This window comes from Streptomyces sp. NBRC 109706, from assembly GCF_000974485.1.
GTDB lineage: Bacteria > Actinomycetota > Actinomycetes > Streptomycetales > Streptomycetaceae > Streptomyces.
On sequence record NZ_BBOM01000004.1, the window covers coordinates 180690 to 198857 of the forward strand.

11 protein-coding genes are annotated in these 18168 nt (G+C 71.1%); 6 read left to right on the forward strand and 5 right to left on the reverse strand.

Annotated features, from left to right (window positions below; translation table 11 throughout):
- Positions 1–75: 75 nt before the first annotated feature.
- Positions 76–1359: an SPFH domain-containing protein gene (locus AOM46_RS00795; RefSeq protein WP_062204065.1), complete on the reverse strand. Its 1284-nt coding sequence runs from the start codon at positions 1357–1359 to the stop codon at positions 76–78.
- Positions 1356–3149 (reverse strand): SPFH domain-containing protein, encoded by a 1794-nt coding sequence (locus AOM46_RS00800; protein ID WP_078856350.1) that lies wholly within the window; start codon positions 3147–3149, stop codon positions 1356–1358. Before AOM46_RS00800 ends, AOM46_RS00795 begins: the two co-directional genes overlap by 4 nt.
- Positions 3150–3739: 590 nt before the next feature.
- On the opposite strand from AOM46_RS00800, the gene AOM46_RS00805 reads away from it, so the two are divergent.
- Together AOM46_RS00805 and AOM46_RS00810 are read left to right on the forward strand one after the other, a co-directional pair.
- A complete protein-coding gene (locus AOM46_RS00805; RefSeq protein WP_062204068.1) occupies positions 3740–5650 on the forward strand; it encodes a right-handed parallel beta-helix repeat-containing protein in 1911 nt (636 codons plus the stop codon).
- 389 nt (positions 5651–6039) lie between these two features.
- Positions 6040–7755: a glycosyl hydrolase family 28-related protein gene (locus AOM46_RS00810; RefSeq protein ID WP_062204071.1), complete on the forward strand. Its 1716-nt coding sequence runs from the start codon at positions 6040–6042 to the stop codon at positions 7753–7755.
- A 103-nt stretch (positions 7756–7858) separates the two neighbouring features.
- On the opposite strand, the gene nrfD is transcribed toward AOM46_RS00810, so the two are convergent.
- From nrfD to fdh, 3 genes are read right to left on the reverse strand one after another with little or no spacing between them, the layout of a single operon-like run.
- Positions 7859–8908, reverse strand: a complete 1050-nt coding sequence (gene nrfD, locus AOM46_RS00815) for an NrfD/PsrC family molybdoenzyme membrane anchor subunit (protein ID WP_062204074.1) — start codon at positions 8906–8908, stop codon at positions 7859–7861.
- A complete protein-coding gene (locus AOM46_RS00820; RefSeq protein ID WP_062204077.1) occupies positions 8905–9798 on the reverse strand; it encodes a 4Fe-4S dicluster domain-containing protein in 894 nt (297 codons plus the stop codon). The genes nrfD and AOM46_RS00820 overlap by 4 nt, the downstream gene beginning before the upstream one ends.
- A gap of 33 nt (positions 9799–9831) precedes the next feature.
- Positions 9832–13074 carry a formate dehydrogenase gene (gene fdh, locus AOM46_RS00825; protein ID WP_062204080.1) on the reverse strand — a complete coding sequence of 1081 codons (3243 nt, stop codon included), beginning with the start codon at positions 13072–13074 and terminating at the stop codon, positions 9832–9834.
- 119 nt (positions 13075–13193) lie between these two features.
- Between fdh and AOM46_RS00830 the strand changes: the two genes are divergently transcribed.
- From AOM46_RS00830 to AOM46_RS00845, 4 genes are all read left to right on the forward strand, one after another.
- Entirely contained in the window at positions 13194–14177 is a 984-nt protein-coding gene (locus AOM46_RS00830) for an NADPH:quinone reductase (RefSeq protein WP_062206195.1), read from the forward strand.
- A gap of 108 nt (positions 14178–14285) precedes the next feature.
- The gene (locus AOM46_RS00835) at positions 14286–16286 is read left to right on the forward strand and encodes an APC family permease (protein WP_062204084.1); all 2001 of its coding nucleotides are present in this window, start codon (positions 14286–14288) and stop codon (positions 16284–16286) included.
- Positions 16287–16376: 90 nt separating this feature from the next.
- On the forward strand, positions 16377–17330 hold the full coding sequence (locus AOM46_RS00840; protein WP_078856351.1) for a DUF5753 domain-containing protein: 954 nt from the start codon (positions 16377–16379) through the stop codon (positions 17328–17330).
- A complete protein-coding gene (locus tag AOM46_RS00845) occupies positions 17323–18138 on the forward strand; it encodes an SAM-dependent methyltransferase (RefSeq protein WP_062204089.1) in 816 nt (271 codons plus the stop codon). The genes AOM46_RS00840 and AOM46_RS00845 overlap by 8 nt, the downstream gene beginning before the upstream one ends.
- The last annotated feature ends 30 nt before the right edge of the window (positions 18139–18168 follow it).

Below are 18168 nucleotides of genomic sequence, written 5' to 3' on the forward strand. Positions count from 1 at the left end.
CCCCCGCGTTGTCGCGGGAGGCGCGCCCGGTACCGCTGACGAACGACCGGTCAGCCAATCAGCCGGTCGGCCGGTTCAGTCTTCGTCCTGCCGTGTCTCCGGTGGCGCGGCGAGCCGGGGGAGCAGCTGTGCGGTCAGCAGGGTGGCCAGCGCGGACGAGTCGCCGCCCGAGCCGGCGTCGGTGCGGACCACCACCGGCTGGGGCGCCTTCCCCGCCAGCTCGGCGCCGACCTCAAGACGGCGACGGGCCAACTCGTACTGCAGCACCGCCCGGTTGTCGCGGTACGCCTGGGCGAGGCGGGACTGCGCCCTGGCCTCGTTCTCGGCGGCGATCAGCCCGCTGCGGCCCCTGGTCTCGATCTCGAACCTGACCCGTTGGGCGTTGGTCTCCTGCTGCTCCAGCAGCTGGGCGACCTCCTCGCGGGCGTTGTTGAGCGCGGCCTTCACCTCGACGATGCGGGCGTCGCGCACCTTCTTGGCCCGTTCGATATCCATCTGGAGGCTGTCGATCCGACGCTTGCGGGTGAGCCCCCACTCCTGGTCGTAGGCCTCCCGCTCCTTGGCCACCCGCTCGCGGGTCGCCAGATGCTGCTGGTACTGCGCGGGCAACTGCACATCGGGGATGTTGCAGCCGGTGATGCGCACGCCGTAGCGGGAGAGCTGCCGGTTCAGCAGCTCCTGCATGTCGGCGACATCGGAGCCGCGCAGATCGTAGGCGTGCTCGGTGCGGACCTGGCGGGCCCGCTGCCGGATGGCGTCCTGTACGGCGCTGGAGAGCACCAGATCGAAGTTGCCCGCGCCGATGATCCGGACGAAGAGCACCGCGTCCGTGATCCTGAACTTCAGGAAGAACTCGATCGACCGAAGCGGCACGTTCTCCCTGGTGGGACAGGCCATCACCGGTGCCGAGTAGGGGATCTCGGTGGAGGTGTCCACCACGAACTCGACGCGCGACCAGGGGTGCCACAGATAGTGACGCCCGGGGGCAAGCGTGCGGACGACCGCCCCGTAGCGGGTGAGGATGCCGTTGGTGCCCTGCTCTACCTCGACGATCGAGGACCGCCACCACCAGAGGACGCCGAGCAGCAGCAGCAACACGCCGAAGCAGTAGGCGAGTACGGCCAGCGTGTCATAGGCGATATCGGCCGAACCGCCGTCCTGGGCGGCCAGCATCACGCCGGTCAGCATGGAGAACAGGCCCACCCACAGCGGGGCGATCCAGCCCAGCCGCCTGCGGTGGCGCGGGATGATCACGGGGGTGAGGGTGCCGGCGTCGCCGCCGCGCAGCAGTTGGGCGACATCGCTCCAGGGAGCGACCGCCTCGGCGATGGTCGACCTGTTGGTCCGCACGGTGCTCATTCACCGCCCTCCTCGTCGTTCCCGAACGGCTGCCCCGAGGGGGCGCCGAAGGACTCCCCCAACGTGCCGAAGTGCCCCGTGGCGCGCGGATCGTCGGGCGCGCCTCCCACGTTCCGGTCGGCCGGCTCCCCAACGGCCGAACCGACGTCCGAACCGACGGCCGAGCCGACGTCCGAAGCCACGTCCGAACCGGCGGCCGCGGTACCGGCGGGCGGTTCGGGAACGGTGGGCCGGTCGGCCTCCCGCAGCGCCTCGATCTCCGCCTGACGGCCGGCGATCCTGGCCGCCACCTCGGGCAGCCGGGCCCGCACCGCCGCCATGTCGGCCTCGCTGAACAGCTCGGCGCCGTGCTCCCCCACCAACTGCCTGGCCAGCGCCAGATAGTCGACGCCGGTATGGCCGTCCGCGTCCCGCTCGGCGCCGATCCGCACCAGTCGGGGCAGATGGTCGGCGACCTGCTCCAGGGTGTCCAACACCTGCTGCTGGTAGCGGTACTCCAGGATCTCCGGCGCCTCGGCGGCCGTGACGGCGCGGATGTCGAGCGCCTGGGCCTCCAGCAGCGCCGCGTTGGCGCGCGCCTCCGACTCGGCCATCACATACCGTTCGCGGGCCAGGGCCTCGGCGCGGTTGCTCTCCCGCTCGACGGCGGTGTCCATCTGCGCCTGGTACTGCGCGATATCGGCCTGGATCGCGGAAAGCGTCTCCTGCCGGGTCGCCAACTCCTTGGTCAGATCGCCCTCGTCCTGCTCCTTGCGCAGCTGGAGCGCGTACTCGTGGGTGTACGCCTCCTTGGCCACCCGCACCATCTCGGGGGCGGCGAGGTCCATCCGGTAGCCCCGGTCGCCCGGCTCGGCGTGGGTGATGTTGGCGTTGGTCAGCGCGACGGCGGGCAGGAACTGCTGGTTGAGCTGCTCCAGCAGCCGACCGGTCTCCTCGCCGACCATGTTGTAGATGCCGGCGGCCTCCTGTTCGTAGATGAGGCTGCGGATGGTCTCGCTGACCGCGTTGTTCAGCTTCTCCTGGAAACCGCGCACGGCGCCCAGGGTGTAGACGAATTCCACCGGGTCGGAAATTCGGAACTGAATGAAGAGATCGATGGACGCCTTGACGCCGCTGCGCGTCGGGGCCTCACGCACCGGCGCGTTGAAGGGGTACTCCCTGGTGGTGTTGATGATGTAGGAAACCCGCTTCCAGGGATTGAGCAGAATCACCCGGCCCGGGCCGACGACCTGCTCCAGCTTTCCGAAGCGGGTGATCAACGCATGGCAGCCGTCCGGCACCATCACCATGCCCTGGCGCCACCACACAAAGCCCACGGCCACCAGGACCATCAGCCAGGAGTGCGCGCCGAAGAGCGGGTTGGTCAGTATGTCGTCGGTGGTCGCGGCGACCACCACGGTGCCCACCAGCACCACGACCAGCAGGAGCAGCACCGGCAGCATGGAGAGCAGGGAGCGTCCGCGCGGGATCACCATCGGGCAGATGACGTGCACCTGTTGGGCCCCGACGCGGCGCTGCTCGCTGCGGTTGAGCGCCTCTCCGGCGTCGTCCAGCGGCACCGACTTCTGTTCCATGACGGTGTCGATACTGCCGCCCTGGTCACGCGCGGCGGGAAAGTCGCTGGGATCCATTCCGTCTTCCCGCTGCGTGGGCTGTTCCTCGCCCTCGGTAACGGGTGCGGATTCCCGGCGGCGCAGTTGGCCGCGCGCCTCTTCCCTGAGGGCCGTTCGCGGATTGGCCCCGTCGGCCACGGCTCGTGCGACGTTTCTTATCGACTGAGTTCGTGCCATGAAATCCCCCCATCGTCTGTGCGTACATGCGCGGGTCATTGGACACCATGCACCGGGCCGAGGAAAAGCCGGGGGCATCGATCGTTACAGGGTTATCGATCCGTGGTGGGGCGGCGATCCGGCGGCCCTGGCCCGGCCCCCGGTGGGCGCCCGAGGCGCGCGGTGCGGTTTGCCCTGGAACACCGGGATGGGCGCCAATTGGCAGCATACGTCGCCCCGTTGGGCTCCCGCCGTGTGCGAACCGTTGACAAACCCGTGACATGCTTGAAAACTCTGACTGCCGGCCCGCAAGAGATTGACTAACACAACTCAATTCTTTGCGAGCAGTCTGCAAGTTCGCGGCAGCCGGGTCGACCTGGTCCGTTGCCGCGCCACCCCCCACCACGACCGCACCCCACCACGACCGCACCCCACGACGACCGCCCCCACCCAGCCCGTCGACGTGCCGGCGGCCCCTCGGCCGCCCCTGGGACGCCCGGGCCGTACCCACACCTTCGGCACCCGCGCACCCGGACCGGCCCACACCCCCACAGCGGACCGGACCGTGGCCGCGCATCGCTCTGTCGCCCCCCACAGAACAGAGGACACCCATGAAGAGAAAGCAACGCGGCTGGCGTCTGGCCAGCGGCGTGTCCCTGGCCGGACTCGTCGCCGTCGGCCTCCCCATGGCCGCGACCGCCGCCGAGGACGCGGCGGACGCGGGCGAGAGCGGAGCCCAGGAGATCAGCCCCGTCGCCGAGGCGGCCGGCGCCGACACACCGTTCGTCTCGTACGAGGCGGAGGCCGGCGACTACTCGGGCACCCTGCTGGAGGCCGAACCGGAACGCCCGCACGGGCAGACCAACTTCGCCACCGAATCCTCCGGCCGACAGTCCGTGCGGCTGGACAGCACCGGGGAGTATGTCGAGGTCACCTCGACCGGCGCCTCGAACTCGATCGTGGTGCGCAACTCCATCCCCGACGCCCCGGGCGGCGGCGGCGTCGAGGAGACGCTGAGCCTCTACGCCGACGGCGAGTTCGTCCAGAAGCTGACGCTCTCCTCCAAGCACAGCTGGCTGTACGGCAACACCGACGACCCCGAGGGCCTGACCAACACGCCCAGCGGTGACGCGCGTCGGCTCTTCGACGAGTCGCACGCGCTGCTCGACACCACCTACCCGGCCGGCACCACGTTCCGTCTCCAGCGGGACGCGGACGACTCGGCCGACTTCTATATCGTCGACCTGATCGACCTCGAAGAGGTCGCGCCCCCGGCCGCGCAGCCGGCGGACTGCACCTCGATCGAGGAGTTCGGCGCCGTGCCGGACGACGGCGAGGACGACACCGACGCCCTCCAGGCGGCCGTGACGGCCAACCAGGAAGGCGAGATCGACTGCGTCTGGATCCCCGAGGGCCAGTGGCGGCAGGAGCAGAAGATCCTGACCGACGACCCCGAGGACCGCGGCCAGCACAACCAGGTCGGCATCAGGGACGTCACCATCCGGGGCGCCGGCATGTGGCACTCCCAGCTCTACACGTTGACGCCGCCGCACGAGGCCGGTGGCATCAACCACCCGCACGAGGGCAACTTCGGCTTCGACATCGACCACAACACCCAGATCTCCGACATCGCCATCTTCGGCTCCGGCACCATCAGGGGCGGCGACGGCAACCACGAGGGCGGCGTCGCGCTCAACGGCCGCTTCGGCGAGGGCACCGAGATCAGCCGGGTGTGGATCGAGCACGCCAACGTGGGTGCCTGGGTCGGCCGCGACCTGGACAACATCCCCGAGCTGTGGGGCCCGGCCGACGGCCTGGTCTTCAGCGACGTCCGGATCCGCAACACCTACGCGGACGGCGTCAACTTCACCAACGGCACCCGCAACTCCACGGTGACCAACTCGTCGTTCCGCAACACCGGTGACGACTCGCTGGCCATCTGGGCCAACCGCTATGTCCAGGACCCGTCCGTGGACATCGCGCACACCAACACCCTGTCCAACAACACGATCCAGCTGCCCTGGCGGGCCAACGGCATCGCGGTCTACGGCGGGTACGACAACGTGATCGAGGGCAACACCATCTCGGACACGATGAACTACCCCGGCATCATGCTGGCCACCGACCACGACCCGCTGCCGTTCTCCGGCGAGACGCGGATCTCGGGCAACGTCCTGCACCGCACCGGCGGCGCATTCTGGGGCGCGGCGCAGGAGTTCGGCGCCATCACCATCTTCCCCGCCAGCCAGCCCATCACCGGGGTGGTCATCGAGGACACCGAGATCTACGACTCCACCTATGACGGCATCCAGTTCAAGTCGGGTGGCGGCGAGGTGCCGGGCGTCGAGATCTCCAACGTGGTGATCGACGGCTCCGTCAACGGCGCCGGCATCCTGGCGATGGGCGGCGCGCGAGGCAGCGCCAACCTGAACAACGTCACGCTGAGCAACAACGCCGACGGTGACGTGGTCGTCGAGCCGGGCTCCCAGTTCGTCATCAACGGCGGGCCGGGCGAGGAGTGATCGCCCACCACTGAGCCGCTGAGCGCGGTTGCTCGGCCGCTCCGCCGAGCGACCGAGCGGCTGAGACCAACCCCCGTGGCCCCGGGCCGAGGGTGGGGCGTCGCCTCCAGGACGCCCCACCCCGAACCGGGGCCACCCGGTTTTCTTGGGGGCGCACCGGTTTCCGACGTCCATCGAGCTTCGGGCAACGCCAGGGCCTCCGCCCGGCCAGACCGGCCCCAGCCGCCGGAGGCGCCATCACACGGCGGGGGCCGTGGCCGACGCCGGCCCGGCGCGAGGGCTCTGTTCCGCAACGTCGAACGTCTTCCGCGCCCGTTCGGGGCGTGTCATCCTCCACCACAGCCATAGGTCACATACCTGAAATGTGTTCACGTATCTGGAGGTTGACCATGCATGCCAGCGGTTCGGGAAGTGTCGGGCCGGCGGTGGGACGTCGCGCGTTGCTCGGGGGCGCGATCGGCGTCGCCGTCGCCGCCGTGGGAGCGCCCCGGCTCGCGAACGCGGCAAACGCCGGGAGCGCGGCCGGCGCCGGGAACGCGGCCGGTGCGGCGGAACTCTGGGCCGAGTATGTGGCCGCCCCCTATGCCCATCCGCAGATCCCCTTCGTCGGCCGGGCCGGCGCCTTCGGCGGCACCGACGACCTGCCGAACCCCGAAGTGGTCGCCAACGCGCTGGACTTCGGCGCGGATCCGGACGGCGAGGCCGACTCCGCGCCCGCCATCCAGGCCGCCATCGCCGCAGCCGCCGAGGCCGGCGGCGGCGCGGTGCTGCTGCCCGCCGGGCGGTACCGCATCGACGATCTGCTGCACATCGGCGCCGACGGCGTGGTGCTGCGCGGCGAGGGCAGCGGCCGGACGGTGATCGAGGCCACCCGCAGCCTGACCGATCTGATCGGCCGCTATGGCAGCCGTTACGGTGGCGACAAGTCGAGCTGGTCCTGGGCCGGCGGCCTCATCTGGCTCTGCCCCACCGCACGTTGGCGTTCCCTGACGGATGCCATCAGGGCGGAGAGCTGGCCCTTCGAGGGCTGGACGGGCAACGCGCGGGACGAGTATGAGTCCCTGACGGAGATCACCGGCTCGCCCTCGCTCGGGGACTGGACCGTCCAGGTGGCCGGCACGGACGGTCTCGCCGAAGGCGACCGGGTGCTGCTGCGGCTCGCCGACGACGCCGAGCACACGCTGCTCGCGCATATGGCGGGCGAGGTGCCGGGCACCGCCTCCTACGACTGGGCCTCGCGCACCAAGTTGACCAGCTATGTGCCCTACGAGTGGCCCTGCCGGCTGACCGCCGTCGATCACGAGGCCGGCACGGTCACCCTGGACCGGCCGCTGCCGCTGGACGCCCGCCCCGAGTGGGATCCCCGGCTGACCACCCTGGTCCCGCCGCTGGTCGGCGCCGGCGTCGAGGGACTTACCCTGGTCTGTCCCGAACTCCCGCTCTCCGAGCATCTGTTGGACACCGGCTTCAACGGGGTCGCGCTGCAGTGCGCCTGGGACTGCTGGGTGCGTGACGTCGAGGTCACCCATACCGACAACGGCTTTCTGCTGGTCTCGGCGAAGGGCTGTACCCTGCGCGACACCACCGTCTCCGGGCGCGGCAGCCACCATCCCTACTGCTGTCGGGAGGGCTCGCACGACAACCTGGTCGAGGGCTTCACCCTCCTCGACCGCACCTCCCCGCCGCCCGCCAACACCCAGCTGCACGGCATCAATGTCGAGGGCCTTTCCAGCTACAACGTCTGGTCGCGCGGCCGGATGGAGATGGGCACCTTCGACTCCCACCGGGGGATGCCGTTCGCCAACGTCCGCACCGAGATCACCGTCAACAACAACGGCACCCACGGCGGCGACGACACCGCTGGGCCGCTCTATGGAGCGCGGTTCACCCACTGGAACGTCACGGTGACCAACGGACGCGCCGGCATGATCAAACTCGATGAGATAGCGCCGCGCAGCGCCACGGTGGCGATCAACGAGGTAACGGAGTTCGGCCAGATCGATCAGCCGGACTTCGTCGGCGAACTCCACACCCGCCTTGAGTCCTATGGCGACCCCTCGGCCGCCGACCCCGTCAACCTCCACGCCGCCCAACGCGACCTCTGACCCCCGGGGGGCGGCCAGCCGACGGAACAGCCGGGGAAGCCGGGGGCATGCGCATCGTGCACCGGCCCGGAACGGGAGACGCCTCCTCCCCGTGGAGGAGGCGCTACTCGTTGGACCGGCCGTTCTCGGCCTTCGCGCGCAGGCGCAACCGCTGGGGAAGCACGGTGTACTTGGGGTCGCGGGCGGAGGCCAGGCCGGCGTGGAAGACGGCGAAGCGGGTGGCGGCCGAGGCGGCGAGGAGGGCGGCGCCGCTGAGGGCGGCGGCGGGGCGGTTGCGGCCCGCGAAGAGGGTCGCGCCGGCCGTGCCGAGCAGGGCGAGGCGTTTGGCGGTGGTCAACAGGCGGCCCGGGCGGCCCTGTTGGTAGGTCTCGCCGGCGATGCCGGCGCTGGTGACCAGGGAGCGCAGCGCGATCAGTTCGGCGCCCGTGGCCAGCGCGGCGAGGCGGCGGGCCGGGCGGTTCTCGGTGCGCGGGCCGGCCAGCAGGGCCATGCCGGCCGCCGCGGTCGCGGCCGAGGCGACAAAGAGGTACGGGAGTTCGCGGTGGCCCTCGTGCCAGGCCGGTACGGCGGTGTTGCCCAGCAGCACCCCGGTGTAGGCGGCGACGGTCGGGCCGATGGCGCCGGCGGCGAGGGTGGCGGCGGTGCCGACGCGGGGCAGCAGGCCGGTGACGGCGCCGGCGGCCGCGAGTCCGGCGGCCGGACCGTAGCCGGCGAGGATCCAGGAGCCCACGCTCATCGGGGAGGTGGGCTTGGCGACCCGCAGCATGTTGAGGAACCGTTCGGGGCGGCCCAGATCGTGGACCAGGGCCACCGTGGAGAGGGAGATCGCGCCCAGTGAGCTGAGTTTCATGGCGCGGGCGGTGGCGGGATGCCCGGTGAACTGGGCCGCCGCCGCCAGCGTTGAGCCGGCGCCGGCCAGCCCGCCGAAGAAGAGGTAGCCGGCGATGTCCTTGGCCTCCCAGGCCGGGATCTTGAGCACCGGACGGCCGTAGTAGGAGCTGAACTCGGCCTGTGGCACCATCCGTCGCTCGCCGCCACGGCGCCTGCCCGCGGCGGTCGAGCCGGCGTGCCCGTCGAGTCCGTTGCCGAACAGGGCGTCCCGGCCCGGGCGTTCGCCCTCAAGACCGTGTCTGGTGACGCGTGCCTCGCTCATCGCGACCTCCGGTGGGTCAGGGTGCAGACGGCGGCCACGCCGCCGAGCAGGGTGAGGGCGGCCGCTCCGGCGTGCCGCCACATGCGGGGCAGGTCACGGGTGGTGACCTGCGGGTCGGGCGGCAGACCGTAGACCTCGGGTTCGTCGAGGAGCAGGAAGAACGCCCCGTTCCCGCCGACGCCGTCGTCCGGGTCGGCACCGTAGAGCCGGGCGTCGGGCACGCCCGTCTCATGGAGTCGGGCCAGCCTTTCGGCGGCGCGTTCGCGCAGCTCGTCGAGCGGGCCGAACTGGATGGAGTCGGTGGGGCACGCCTTGGCGCAGGCCGGTTCCTGTCCGGCGCCGAGCCGGTCGTAGCAGAGGGTGCACTTCCAGGCGCGGCCGTCGCCCTCGCGCTGTTCGATCACCCCGTAGGGGCAGGCCGGCACGCAGTAGCCGCAGCCGTTGCAGACGTCCTGTTGGACGACCACGGTGCCGAACTCGGTACGGAACAGCGCGCCGGTGGGGCAGACGTCCAGACACGCGGCATGGGTGCAGTGTTTGCAGACGTCCGATGCCATCAGCCAGCGCAGTTCGGTGCGTCCGTCCGGGGTGGGGGTGCCCGGAGTGGTGGGGGTGATCGCGGCGTCGGCGACCGGCGTCGCCGAGCCCTGGGCGGCGAGCGCCAACACGTCCAGATCCTCGTGGGGTTGATGCGCCTGTTGACCGCCGAGTGGCTTGTTCTGTTCGACGAAGGCCACATGGCGCCAGGTGGAGGCGCCGAGCGAGCCGGTGTTGTCATAGCTCATGGCGGTGAGTTCCAGGCCGTCCTCGGGGACGAGGTTCCACTCCTTGCAGGCCACCTCGCATGCCTTGCAGCCGATGCAGACGGAGGTGTCGGTGAAGAACCCCATCCGCTCCGTTCCTGGGAGTTCGGGCAGCAACGTTCAGACCTCCGTGCCTGTCGTCTCGGTGGCGCCGGCGCGGCGTCGGTAGTCGGCCAGCAGGGTGCGCAGTTCGGGGCCGCGTGGGCGGCGTCCGGGACGGATGTCGGCGGAGAGCGCCTTGTCCTCCTGGATATGGGCGTTGGGGTCGAGGACGATCGCGACCAGCTCGTTGGCCGCGTCGCCGGTGGCGTAGCCGTTGGGGCCCCAGTGGTAGGGCAGCCCGATCTGGTGCACGGTGCGTCCCTCGGCGCGCAGCGGCGCCAGCCGGGTGGTCACCAGGACGCGCGCCTCGACCGCGCCGCGCAGGGTGACCACGGTGGCCCAGCCGCCGTGTTCCAGCCCGCGTTCGCCAGCCAGTTCGGGCGACACCTCGCAGAAGAACTCCGGTTGCAGCTCGGCGAGATAGGGCGACCAGCGGGTCATTCCGCCGGCGGTGAAGTGCTCCGTCAGCCGGTAGGTCGTCACCACGAACGGGAAGACGCCGGCGCCCGGTTCCTCGCCCGATGGGTGGTACTCGTTGCCCGGCCTCGGATACGTCAACCGCACCGGATTGCGCGGGTGTTCGGGGTGCAGCGGGTTGCCGAACGGGGAGTCCTGCGGTTCGTAGTGGCTGGGCAGCGGGCCGTCGGTGAGCCCGGCGGGCGCGAAGAGCCAGCCCTTGCCGTCGCCCTGCATGATGAACGCGTCGTCGCCGCGCAGTGCCGCGACGCCGTCGGCGTCGCCGTCCGGCACATGGTCGGGGCGCAGGTCGGGGACGAAGTCCGGGTTGTCGTGTCCGGTCCAGCGGGCGGCGTCCTCGTCCCACCAGACATACGCCTTGCGTTCGCTCCACGGCCGGCCGTCCGGGGCGGCCGAGGCGCGGTTGTAGAGGATGCGGCGGTTGGCCGGCCAGCTCCAGGCCCATTCGGCGGCCACCCAGTCCTGTTGCTGGTGCGGCTTGCGGCGCGCGGCCTGGTTGACGCCGTCCGCGTATACGCCGCAGTAGATCCAGCAGCCGCAGGAGGTGCTGCCGTCGTCGCGGAGTTCGGTGTAGGCGGAGAGCGGCCGGCCGTCGGGGCCGCGTCCGTTGATCTCGGCGAGCACCGCCTCGGGAACCGGCTCCCGGTGGGGGCCGGAGAGCGGATAGTCCCAGGCCAGATCGAGGATGTGCCGGTCGGCCGGGTCGGTCGAGTCGGCGAGCTTCGCCCGGATGCGGGCGCCGAGGTGGTAGGCGAACCACAGCTCGCTGCGCGCGTCGCCCGGTGGTTCGACGGCCGCGTGGTGCCACTGGAGCCAGCGGTTGGTGTTGGTGAACGAGCCGGACTTCTCGGTGTGGGCGGCGGCCGGCAGGAAGAACACCTCGGTGGCGTTCTCCGCCGGGACCAGCTCGCCGTTCTCGACCTCGGGCCCGTCGCGCCACCAGGTGGCCGACTCGATCAGGTTGAAGTCGCGGACCACCAGCCAGTCGAGGTTGGCCATGCCGAGCCGCTGCAGCCGGGCGTTGGCCGAGCCGACGGCCGGGTTCTCGCCGAGCAGGAAGTAGCCCTTGCAGTCGCCGTCGAGCTGGGCGAACACCGTGTCGTAGGTGCTGTGGGAGCCGGTGATCCGGGGCAGGTGGTCGAAGCAGAAGTCGTTCTCGGCGGTGGCCGCCTCGCCGTAGTACGCCCTGAGCAGGCTGACCAGATAGGCGCGGCTCTCGGCCCAGAACCCCTTGTGGGTGCGCACGGACTCGACGAACGTGTCCAGGTCCGGGTGGTTCATGGCGTGCGGCATCGGGAGATAGCCGGGCAGCAGGTTGAACAGGGTGGGGATATCGCTCGATCCCTGGATGCTGGCATGGCCGCGCAGCGCCTGGATGCCGCCGCCGGGCCGGCCGATGTTGCCCAGCAGCAGCTGCAGCACGCTGGCGGCGCGGATGTACTGGGCGCCGACGGTGTGTTGGGTCCAGCCCACGGCGTAGCAGAACGCGCTGGTGCGCTCGGGCCCGGAGTTCCGGGTCAGCGCGTCGGCGACCTGGGCGAAGACGTCCCTGGAGATTCCGCAGACGCGTTCCACCAGTTCGGGGGTGTAGCGGGCGTAGTGGCGGCGCAGGATCTGGTAGACGCAGCGCGGATCGGTCAGCGTCTCGTCGCGTTCGGGCGAGGTGGGCACATCGTGGCCGCCTGAGCCGTGGGATTCGGCGCCGCCGGCGCGGTGCTCCTGCAGCAGCTCCTCGCTCGGCTGGGCGTCGGGGCTGCCGGCGGGGGCGCGGACGGGGCTGCCCCGGTAGGCCCAGCTGGCGGGGTCGTAGACGCCCTGCTCCGGGTCGAGCCCGGAGAACAGCCCGTCCAACTCCTCGGTGTCCCGGTAGTCGTCGCTCACCAGGGTGGCCGCGTTGGTGTAGGCGAGGACGTACTCCCTGAAGTCCTTCTCCTCCTCCAGCACATGGCGGATCAGGCCGCCGAGGAACGCGATATCGCTGCCGGCGCGCAGCGGCACATGGAGATCGGCCAGGGCGCTGGTGCGGGTGAACCTGGGGTCCACATGGATGACGGTGGCGCCGCGTGCCTTGGCCTCCATGACCCACTGGAAGCCCACGGGGTGGCATTCGGCGAAGTTGGAGCCCTGGATCACCACGCAGTCGGCGTTCTGCAGGTCCTGCATGAAGGTGGTGGCGCCGCCCCGGCCGAACGAGGTGCCGAGCCCGGCGACCGTCGAGCTGTGGCAGACCCGCGCCTGGTTCTCGACTGAGACGATGCCGAGGCCGGTGAAGAGCTTCTTGAGCAGGTAGTTCTCCTCGTTGTCGAGGACGGCGCCGCCCAGGCTGGCGATGCCGAGGGTATGCGCGACATACCGTCCGTCCCGCTCCCAGGCCCAGGTGGCGCGGCGGGTCTCGATCACTCGGTCGGCGATCATGTCCATGGCCGTGTCCAGGTCGAGCGGCTGCCAGTCGGTGGCGTGCGGCGCCCGGTAGAGCACCCCGTGCTGCCGGGTCTCGCCGGTGACCAGCTGCCGGGTGGCGGCCCCCTTGGGACAGAGCCGGCCGCGGCTGATCGGCGAGGCGGGATCGCCCTCGATCTGGGTGATCCGCTCGTCCTGCACATAGATCCGCTGGCCGCAACCGACCGCGCAGTAGGGGCAGATGGAGTCCACCACCCGGTCGGCGCCGGCGGTGCGGGGCCGCAGCTCGTTGGTCACCCGGGAACGGGCCGCCGAGCCGCGTGGGTCCTGTCCGGCCAGCTGCCGGTAGACCGGCCAGTCCTGAATCCAGGTCCGCACGCCCATGCCGGGTCCTTCCGATCGGTCGCTCCGGGTTGTCCGGTTATCTGACAGATGAGGGGATCATCACCTGGTTGACCTCGCCCCGCGAGTCGACGGCGCCGCCCGGTGGCAGCATCGACGGCATGGAAGCGGCCTTTGTGGAACGCCTCGGCCCGCCGGAGGAGATCCGGCTCGGCCTGCTGCCCAAGCCGGTCCCCGGACCGACGGATGTCCTCGTCCGGGTGGCCCTGACCACCGTCAACCCGGTGGACGCGCTGGTGCGTTCGGGTGCCTTCCCGACGCCGGCGCCGCTGCCGCTGGTGCTCGGCAGGGACGCGGTGGGCACGGTCGCCGAGGCCGGGCCCGGCACCGGGTTCGCCCCCGGCGAGCCGGTGTGGACCAACAGCCTGGGGCACGGCGGTCGGCAGGGCGCGGCGGGCCAGTACGCGGTGGTGCCGGCCGACCGCCTCTACCGACTGCCGGCCGAGACCAGCCCCACCACGGCCGTCACCGTGCTGCACCCGGGCGCCACGGCCTGGCTTGCGCTCTTCCGCCACGGACGGCTGCGCGCCGGCGAAACGGTGCTGGTCTCCGGCGCGGCGGGGAACGTGGGCGGCGCCGCCGTCACGTTCGCCGCCGAGGCGGGGGCGCGGGTGCTGGCCCTGGCGCGCGACGAGGACGCCGACCACTGCCGCGACCTGGGCGCGGCCGTGGTCCTCGACTACCGCGACCCGGAGCTGACCGCCCGGCTGGCGCGCGCCGCGCCCGACGGGGTGCCGCTGCTGGTGGACGCCTCGGGCCACACGGAGCTGTCCTGGGCCGTCGACCGGCTGGCGCCGCGCGGCCGACTGGTGCTGCTGGCCGGGCCCGACCGTCGGCCGCCGCTGCCGGTCGGCCCGTTCTACCAGCGGGACCTGTCGCTGCGCGGCTTTGTCATCTCGCACGCGACCGTGCCCGAGCTGGCCGACGCCGCGACGGCCGTCAACCGGCTGCTGGCGCGCGGCGCGTTGGCGTCCCGCCGGGTGGAGACGCGCCCGCTCTCCGCCATCGCCGACGAACACCGCGCGGCCGAGACCGGCGGCACCCCCACCGGCCGCCGCGTCATCCTCCCGATCCTCCCGACATAACCCGGAGGCGGGAGACGGCATCCGCCGGACGTGACCCCGCGCGGCCGTTCGTGGACGGTTCGGAGTGCCTTACCCGGATGGTGTCGTGGGGTGGTCTGTCATGGCTCCATGACCAGCGGTGACAGTGCGGCGGGGCGGGAGCGGACGGCGTGGCTACGGTTCAAGGACGCCGTGTTGGGGCCGCCGTTGCGGGACAGCGAGCTGCGGCGGGAGACGCTTTCCAACCGGACGGCGCTGGGGGTGCTCGCCTCGGACGGGCTGTCGTCCACCGCCTACGGCGGGGAGCAGATGCTGCGGGTGCTGGTGCCGGTGGTCGGCACCGCCGCTTTCAGTCTGCTGCTGCCGCTGACGGGGGCGCTGCTGCTGGTCCTGCTGGTGCTGACCCTCACCTACAGCGATGTGGTGGTCAGCTACACCAGGGCCGGCGGCAGCTATGTGGTGGCGAAGGAGAACTTCGGCCCCAGGATCGCGCAGATCGCCTCGGTGGCGCTGCTCGTCGACTATGTGGTGACGGTCGCGGTCCAGGCCGCGGCCGGCGCCGATGCGTTGTTCTCGTTGGTTCATCTGATGGGGGACGGCTGGTCGGCGATCGACGGGTTCAAGGTGCCGGTGACGGTGCTGATCGTGCTGCTGTTGGCCTATGGCAATCTCCGGGGCGTACGGCAGGCCGGTCGGATCTTCGCCGTGCCCGCCTATCTGTTCATCGCCGCCGTCTCCCTGATGTTGCTGGCCGGGCTCTGGCGGCTGGCCACCGACACCATGCCCCGGGCCGACGTGCATGCCGACGGCGCACTGGAGTTGGGCACCTCGGGGGACGGGTTGCTCTACGGGGCGACGGTCTTCGTGGTCCTGCGCGCGTTCGCCAACGGCGGGGCCTCGCTGACCGGGCTTGAGGCGGTCTCGAACAGCGTCTCGGTCTTCCGCGAGCCGCGCGGGGTCAACGCCCGCAGGACGTTGCTCACCATGAGCGTGCTGCTGGCCGGGATGATTCTCACGGTGGCCTGGCTGGCATCCGTCACCCACACCGTGCCGTACCGGGACGGCAGCCCGACGGTCATCGCGCAGGAGGCCCATCTGGTCTTCGGGGACGGCGTGTTGGGCCTCGCGGGCCTGCTCTTCGTGCAGGTGGCCACGGCGGCGATCCTGTTCACCGGGGCCAACACCTCGTTCTCCGGCTTCCCGTTCCTGGCCGACTTCGTCGCCGAGGACCGGTTTCTCCCCGAACGGCTGACCCGGCGGGGGCAACGGCTGGCGTTCTCCACCGGGATCATCGCGCTGACGGTGGTCTCCGTGGTGCTGCTGCTGGTCACCCGGGCGCAGGTGGAGCGTCTTGTGGCGCTCTACGCCATCGGGGTCTTCACCGGGTTCGCCATGGCCGGCGCCGGACTCACCGTGCACCACTGGCGGGAGCGCGGCCGGTACTTCCGGCTCAAGCTGGCCGGCAACGCGCTGGCGGCGGTGGTGTCCTGCGCGGTGGTCGGGATCTTCGCGCTGACCAAGTTCACCGAGGGCGCCTGGCTGGTGGTGGTGGTCTTTCCGCTCGGCGTCTGGGCGCTGATCAGGATCAACCACGAGTACCGGGCGGAGGCGGCCGCGTTGGGCACGGTGGAGCGCAAGGGCGCCGACCAGCCCGTCTGGAACCGCCATGTGGTGCTGGTGCTGGTGGACGCGCTGGACCTGGCCGCCCTGCGCGCCCTGCGCTATGCCCACACCCTGCACCCCGATGAACTGCGCGCCGTGCATGTCGCCTTGGATCCGGTGCGGGCCGAACGGCTGCGGAGCCGCTGGGCGGCCAGCGCGACCACCGCCGTTCCCCTGGAGATCGTCGACTGCCAGGACCGGCGGCTCACCCCGGCGGTCACCCGCGTCGCGGTGCGGCAGACGGCCGACGGCCGGACCGCGTTGACGATGCTGTTGCCGCGTCGGCTCTACACCACCAGGCTGGGAAAGCTGCTGCATCCCCATGTGGCGGAGCGGATCGCCCGGGCGGTGCGGCATCTGCCCTCGACCGCCGTCACGATCCTGCCGGTGGATGTGGGCGGCACCGCGCGGATGGTGCACGACCACGTCGAGCGGCGGGCGAGGGAATCGGGCGGGGAGCCGGGTTAGCGGCCCCGTGACGTCAACCGGCGTCAACCAACGTGTCCGGAGGGGGCGTTCCGAGCGGACCGCCGCCTGTGTCGTTCTGCGAGTGGCAGAATGACATCACCATCTCGTGTGGGTAGGTACCCGCCTACCCGATCGGCAGCGTATGGGACTCGAAGAAGCCCCGCAGAAGGGGGGTATGGCGTGTCGGCTGGACGCTCGGGACCAACGGCCACGCAGCTGTTCCTCGGGGCCAGGCTCCGCCGCATGCGGGAGGCCGCCGGCTGTTCGGTGGCCGCGGCCGCGGTGGCGCTCCGGATCTCCCCGGTGGCGATGCGTCGGCTGGAGAGCGGCCATCTCCCGCCGGAGGAGGCCCAGATAGCGCCGCTGCTGACGGCGTACGGCCAGGCCGAGTCCATCGACGAACTCCTGGACGAGGTGGCGCGCGCTCGACGTCCCGGCTGGTGGGAGGGGTATCGGGAGGTGCTTCCCGACTGGCTGGCGGACTATCTCGCGCTGGAGGAACACGCGCAGATCATCCGCCTCTATGCCCCCGCCACCGTGCCGGAGCTGCTGCAGAGCCCGCGCTACGCGGAGGCGCTGCTGCGCATCCAACACCCCGACGACGACGCGCGCCTGATCAACCGCCGGCTCGAACTGCTCATCGGCCGGCAGGCCGTGCTGCGCCGCACCACCCCCAGGCCGCCCTCCGTCTGGGCGCTGGTGGAGGAGGCGACGCTGCGCCGACAGGTCGGCGGTCCCGCAGTCATGCGGGAGCAGTTCGAGCATCTGCGGGAACTCGCCGAGGAGTTGCGGTTCACCATCCGGGTGATGCCGATGCACACCGCGCATTCGGCGCTGCTCTGCGGCCCGGTGCAGATGGTCCGCTACCAGGCGGCGGACCTGGCCGACCGGGTGCTGCTGCGTACGCTGGACGGCGCCGAGGTCAGCGACCGGCCCGATGTCGTCCGCCAGTACCTGATGGCGCTGGATTCCGCCGCCTCCGTGCGCGACAGCCTGCCGATCACCGAGTGGATAGCCAACTGGGAGGAAAAAGCCGTTGCTTGAGGAACAAATCGACCCGAACAAGCCCGACCCGGCACGGGTCTACGACTGGTTCCTGGATGGCAAGACCTCCTATCCGGCCGACGAGCAGGCCGGCCAGTTCGTCGCCGGAATATGGCCGGGCGTCAAGACCGCGGCCCGGGCCAACCGGGCCTTTATCCACCGCGCGGTGCGCTGGCTCACCGGGGAAGCCGGCATCCGGCAGTTCCTCGATATCGGCACCGGCATTCCGACCGAGCCCAACCTGCACCAGACGGCGCAGAGTCTGGCGCCCGACGCGCGGATCGTCTACACGGACAACCGGCTGATCGTGCTGCGTTATGCCGAGGCCCTGATGACGGGCACACCGGAGGGGCGAACGGCCTATCTGCACGCGGACTTCTTCGATCCGCCGAGCATTCTGGGCAGCGCCGAGATGCGGGCGGTGCTGGACTTCTCCCAGCCGGTCGCGCTCTGCCTGAACGCCCTGTTGCACTACATCGCGGACGACCCCGAGCGGGGGGTGACCGCGCACGATCTGGTCGCCGCGTATGTCGACGCCCTGCCGTCGGGCAGCTGTCTGGTGGTCACCCATGTGACGTCCGACTTCGACCCGCCCACCTGGGACCGCATCATCTCCGGTGACCGCGCGGCCACCGGGCAGATGGGGCAGGTGCGGACCGAACCGGAGATCGCCCGGTTCTTCGACGGCCTCGAACTGGTCGAGCCGGGCCTCGTTCCGCCGCAGGACTGGCGCCCGGACGGCCCGGTGCCGGCCGAGGCCACCCATGCCGCCGTCTCCATGTGGGCGGGCGTGGCCCGCAAGCCGTAGGCCACCGCATGGCACCGGGGGGCGCGCCCA

What these genes read in the sequence shown, in the direction of transcription:
- AOM46_RS00795 (WP_062204065.1), bottom strand. Translation starts at nt 1,359, where the DNA reads ATGAGCACCGTGCGGACCAACAGGTCGACCATCGCCGAGGCGGTCGCT.
- AOM46_RS00800 (WP_078856350.1), bottom strand. Translation starts at nt 3,149, where the DNA reads ATGGCACGAACTCAGTCGATAAGAAACGTCGCACGAGCCGTGGCCGAC.
- AOM46_RS00805 (WP_062204068.1), top strand. Translation starts at nt 3,740, where the DNA reads ATGAAGAGAAAGCAACGCGGCTGGCGTCTGGCCAGCGGCGTGTCCCTG.
- AOM46_RS00810 (WP_062204071.1), top strand. Translation starts at nt 6,040, where the DNA reads ATGCATGCCAGCGGTTCGGGAAGTGTCGGGCCGGCGGTGGGACGTCGC.
- nrfD (WP_062204074.1), bottom strand. Translation starts at nt 8,908, where the DNA reads ATGAGCGAGGCACGCGTCACCAGACACGGTCTTGAGGGCGAACGCCCG.
- AOM46_RS00820 (WP_062204077.1), bottom strand. Translation starts at nt 9,798, where the DNA reads ATGGGGTTCTTCACCGACACCTCCGTCTGCATCGGCTGCAAGGCATGC.
- fdh (WP_062204080.1), bottom strand. Translation starts at nt 13,074, where the DNA reads ATGGGCGTGCGGACCTGGATTCAGGACTGGCCGGTCTACCGGCAGCTG.
- AOM46_RS00830 (WP_062206195.1), top strand. Translation starts at nt 13,194, where the DNA reads ATGGAAGCGGCCTTTGTGGAACGCCTCGGCCCGCCGGAGGAGATCCGG.
- AOM46_RS00835 (WP_062204084.1), top strand. Translation starts at nt 14,286, where the DNA reads ATGACCAGCGGTGACAGTGCGGCGGGGCGGGAGCGGACGGCGTGGCTA.
- AOM46_RS00840 (WP_078856351.1), top strand. Translation starts at nt 16,377, where the DNA reads ATGACATCACCATCTCGTGTGGGTAGGTACCCGCCTACCCGATCGGCA.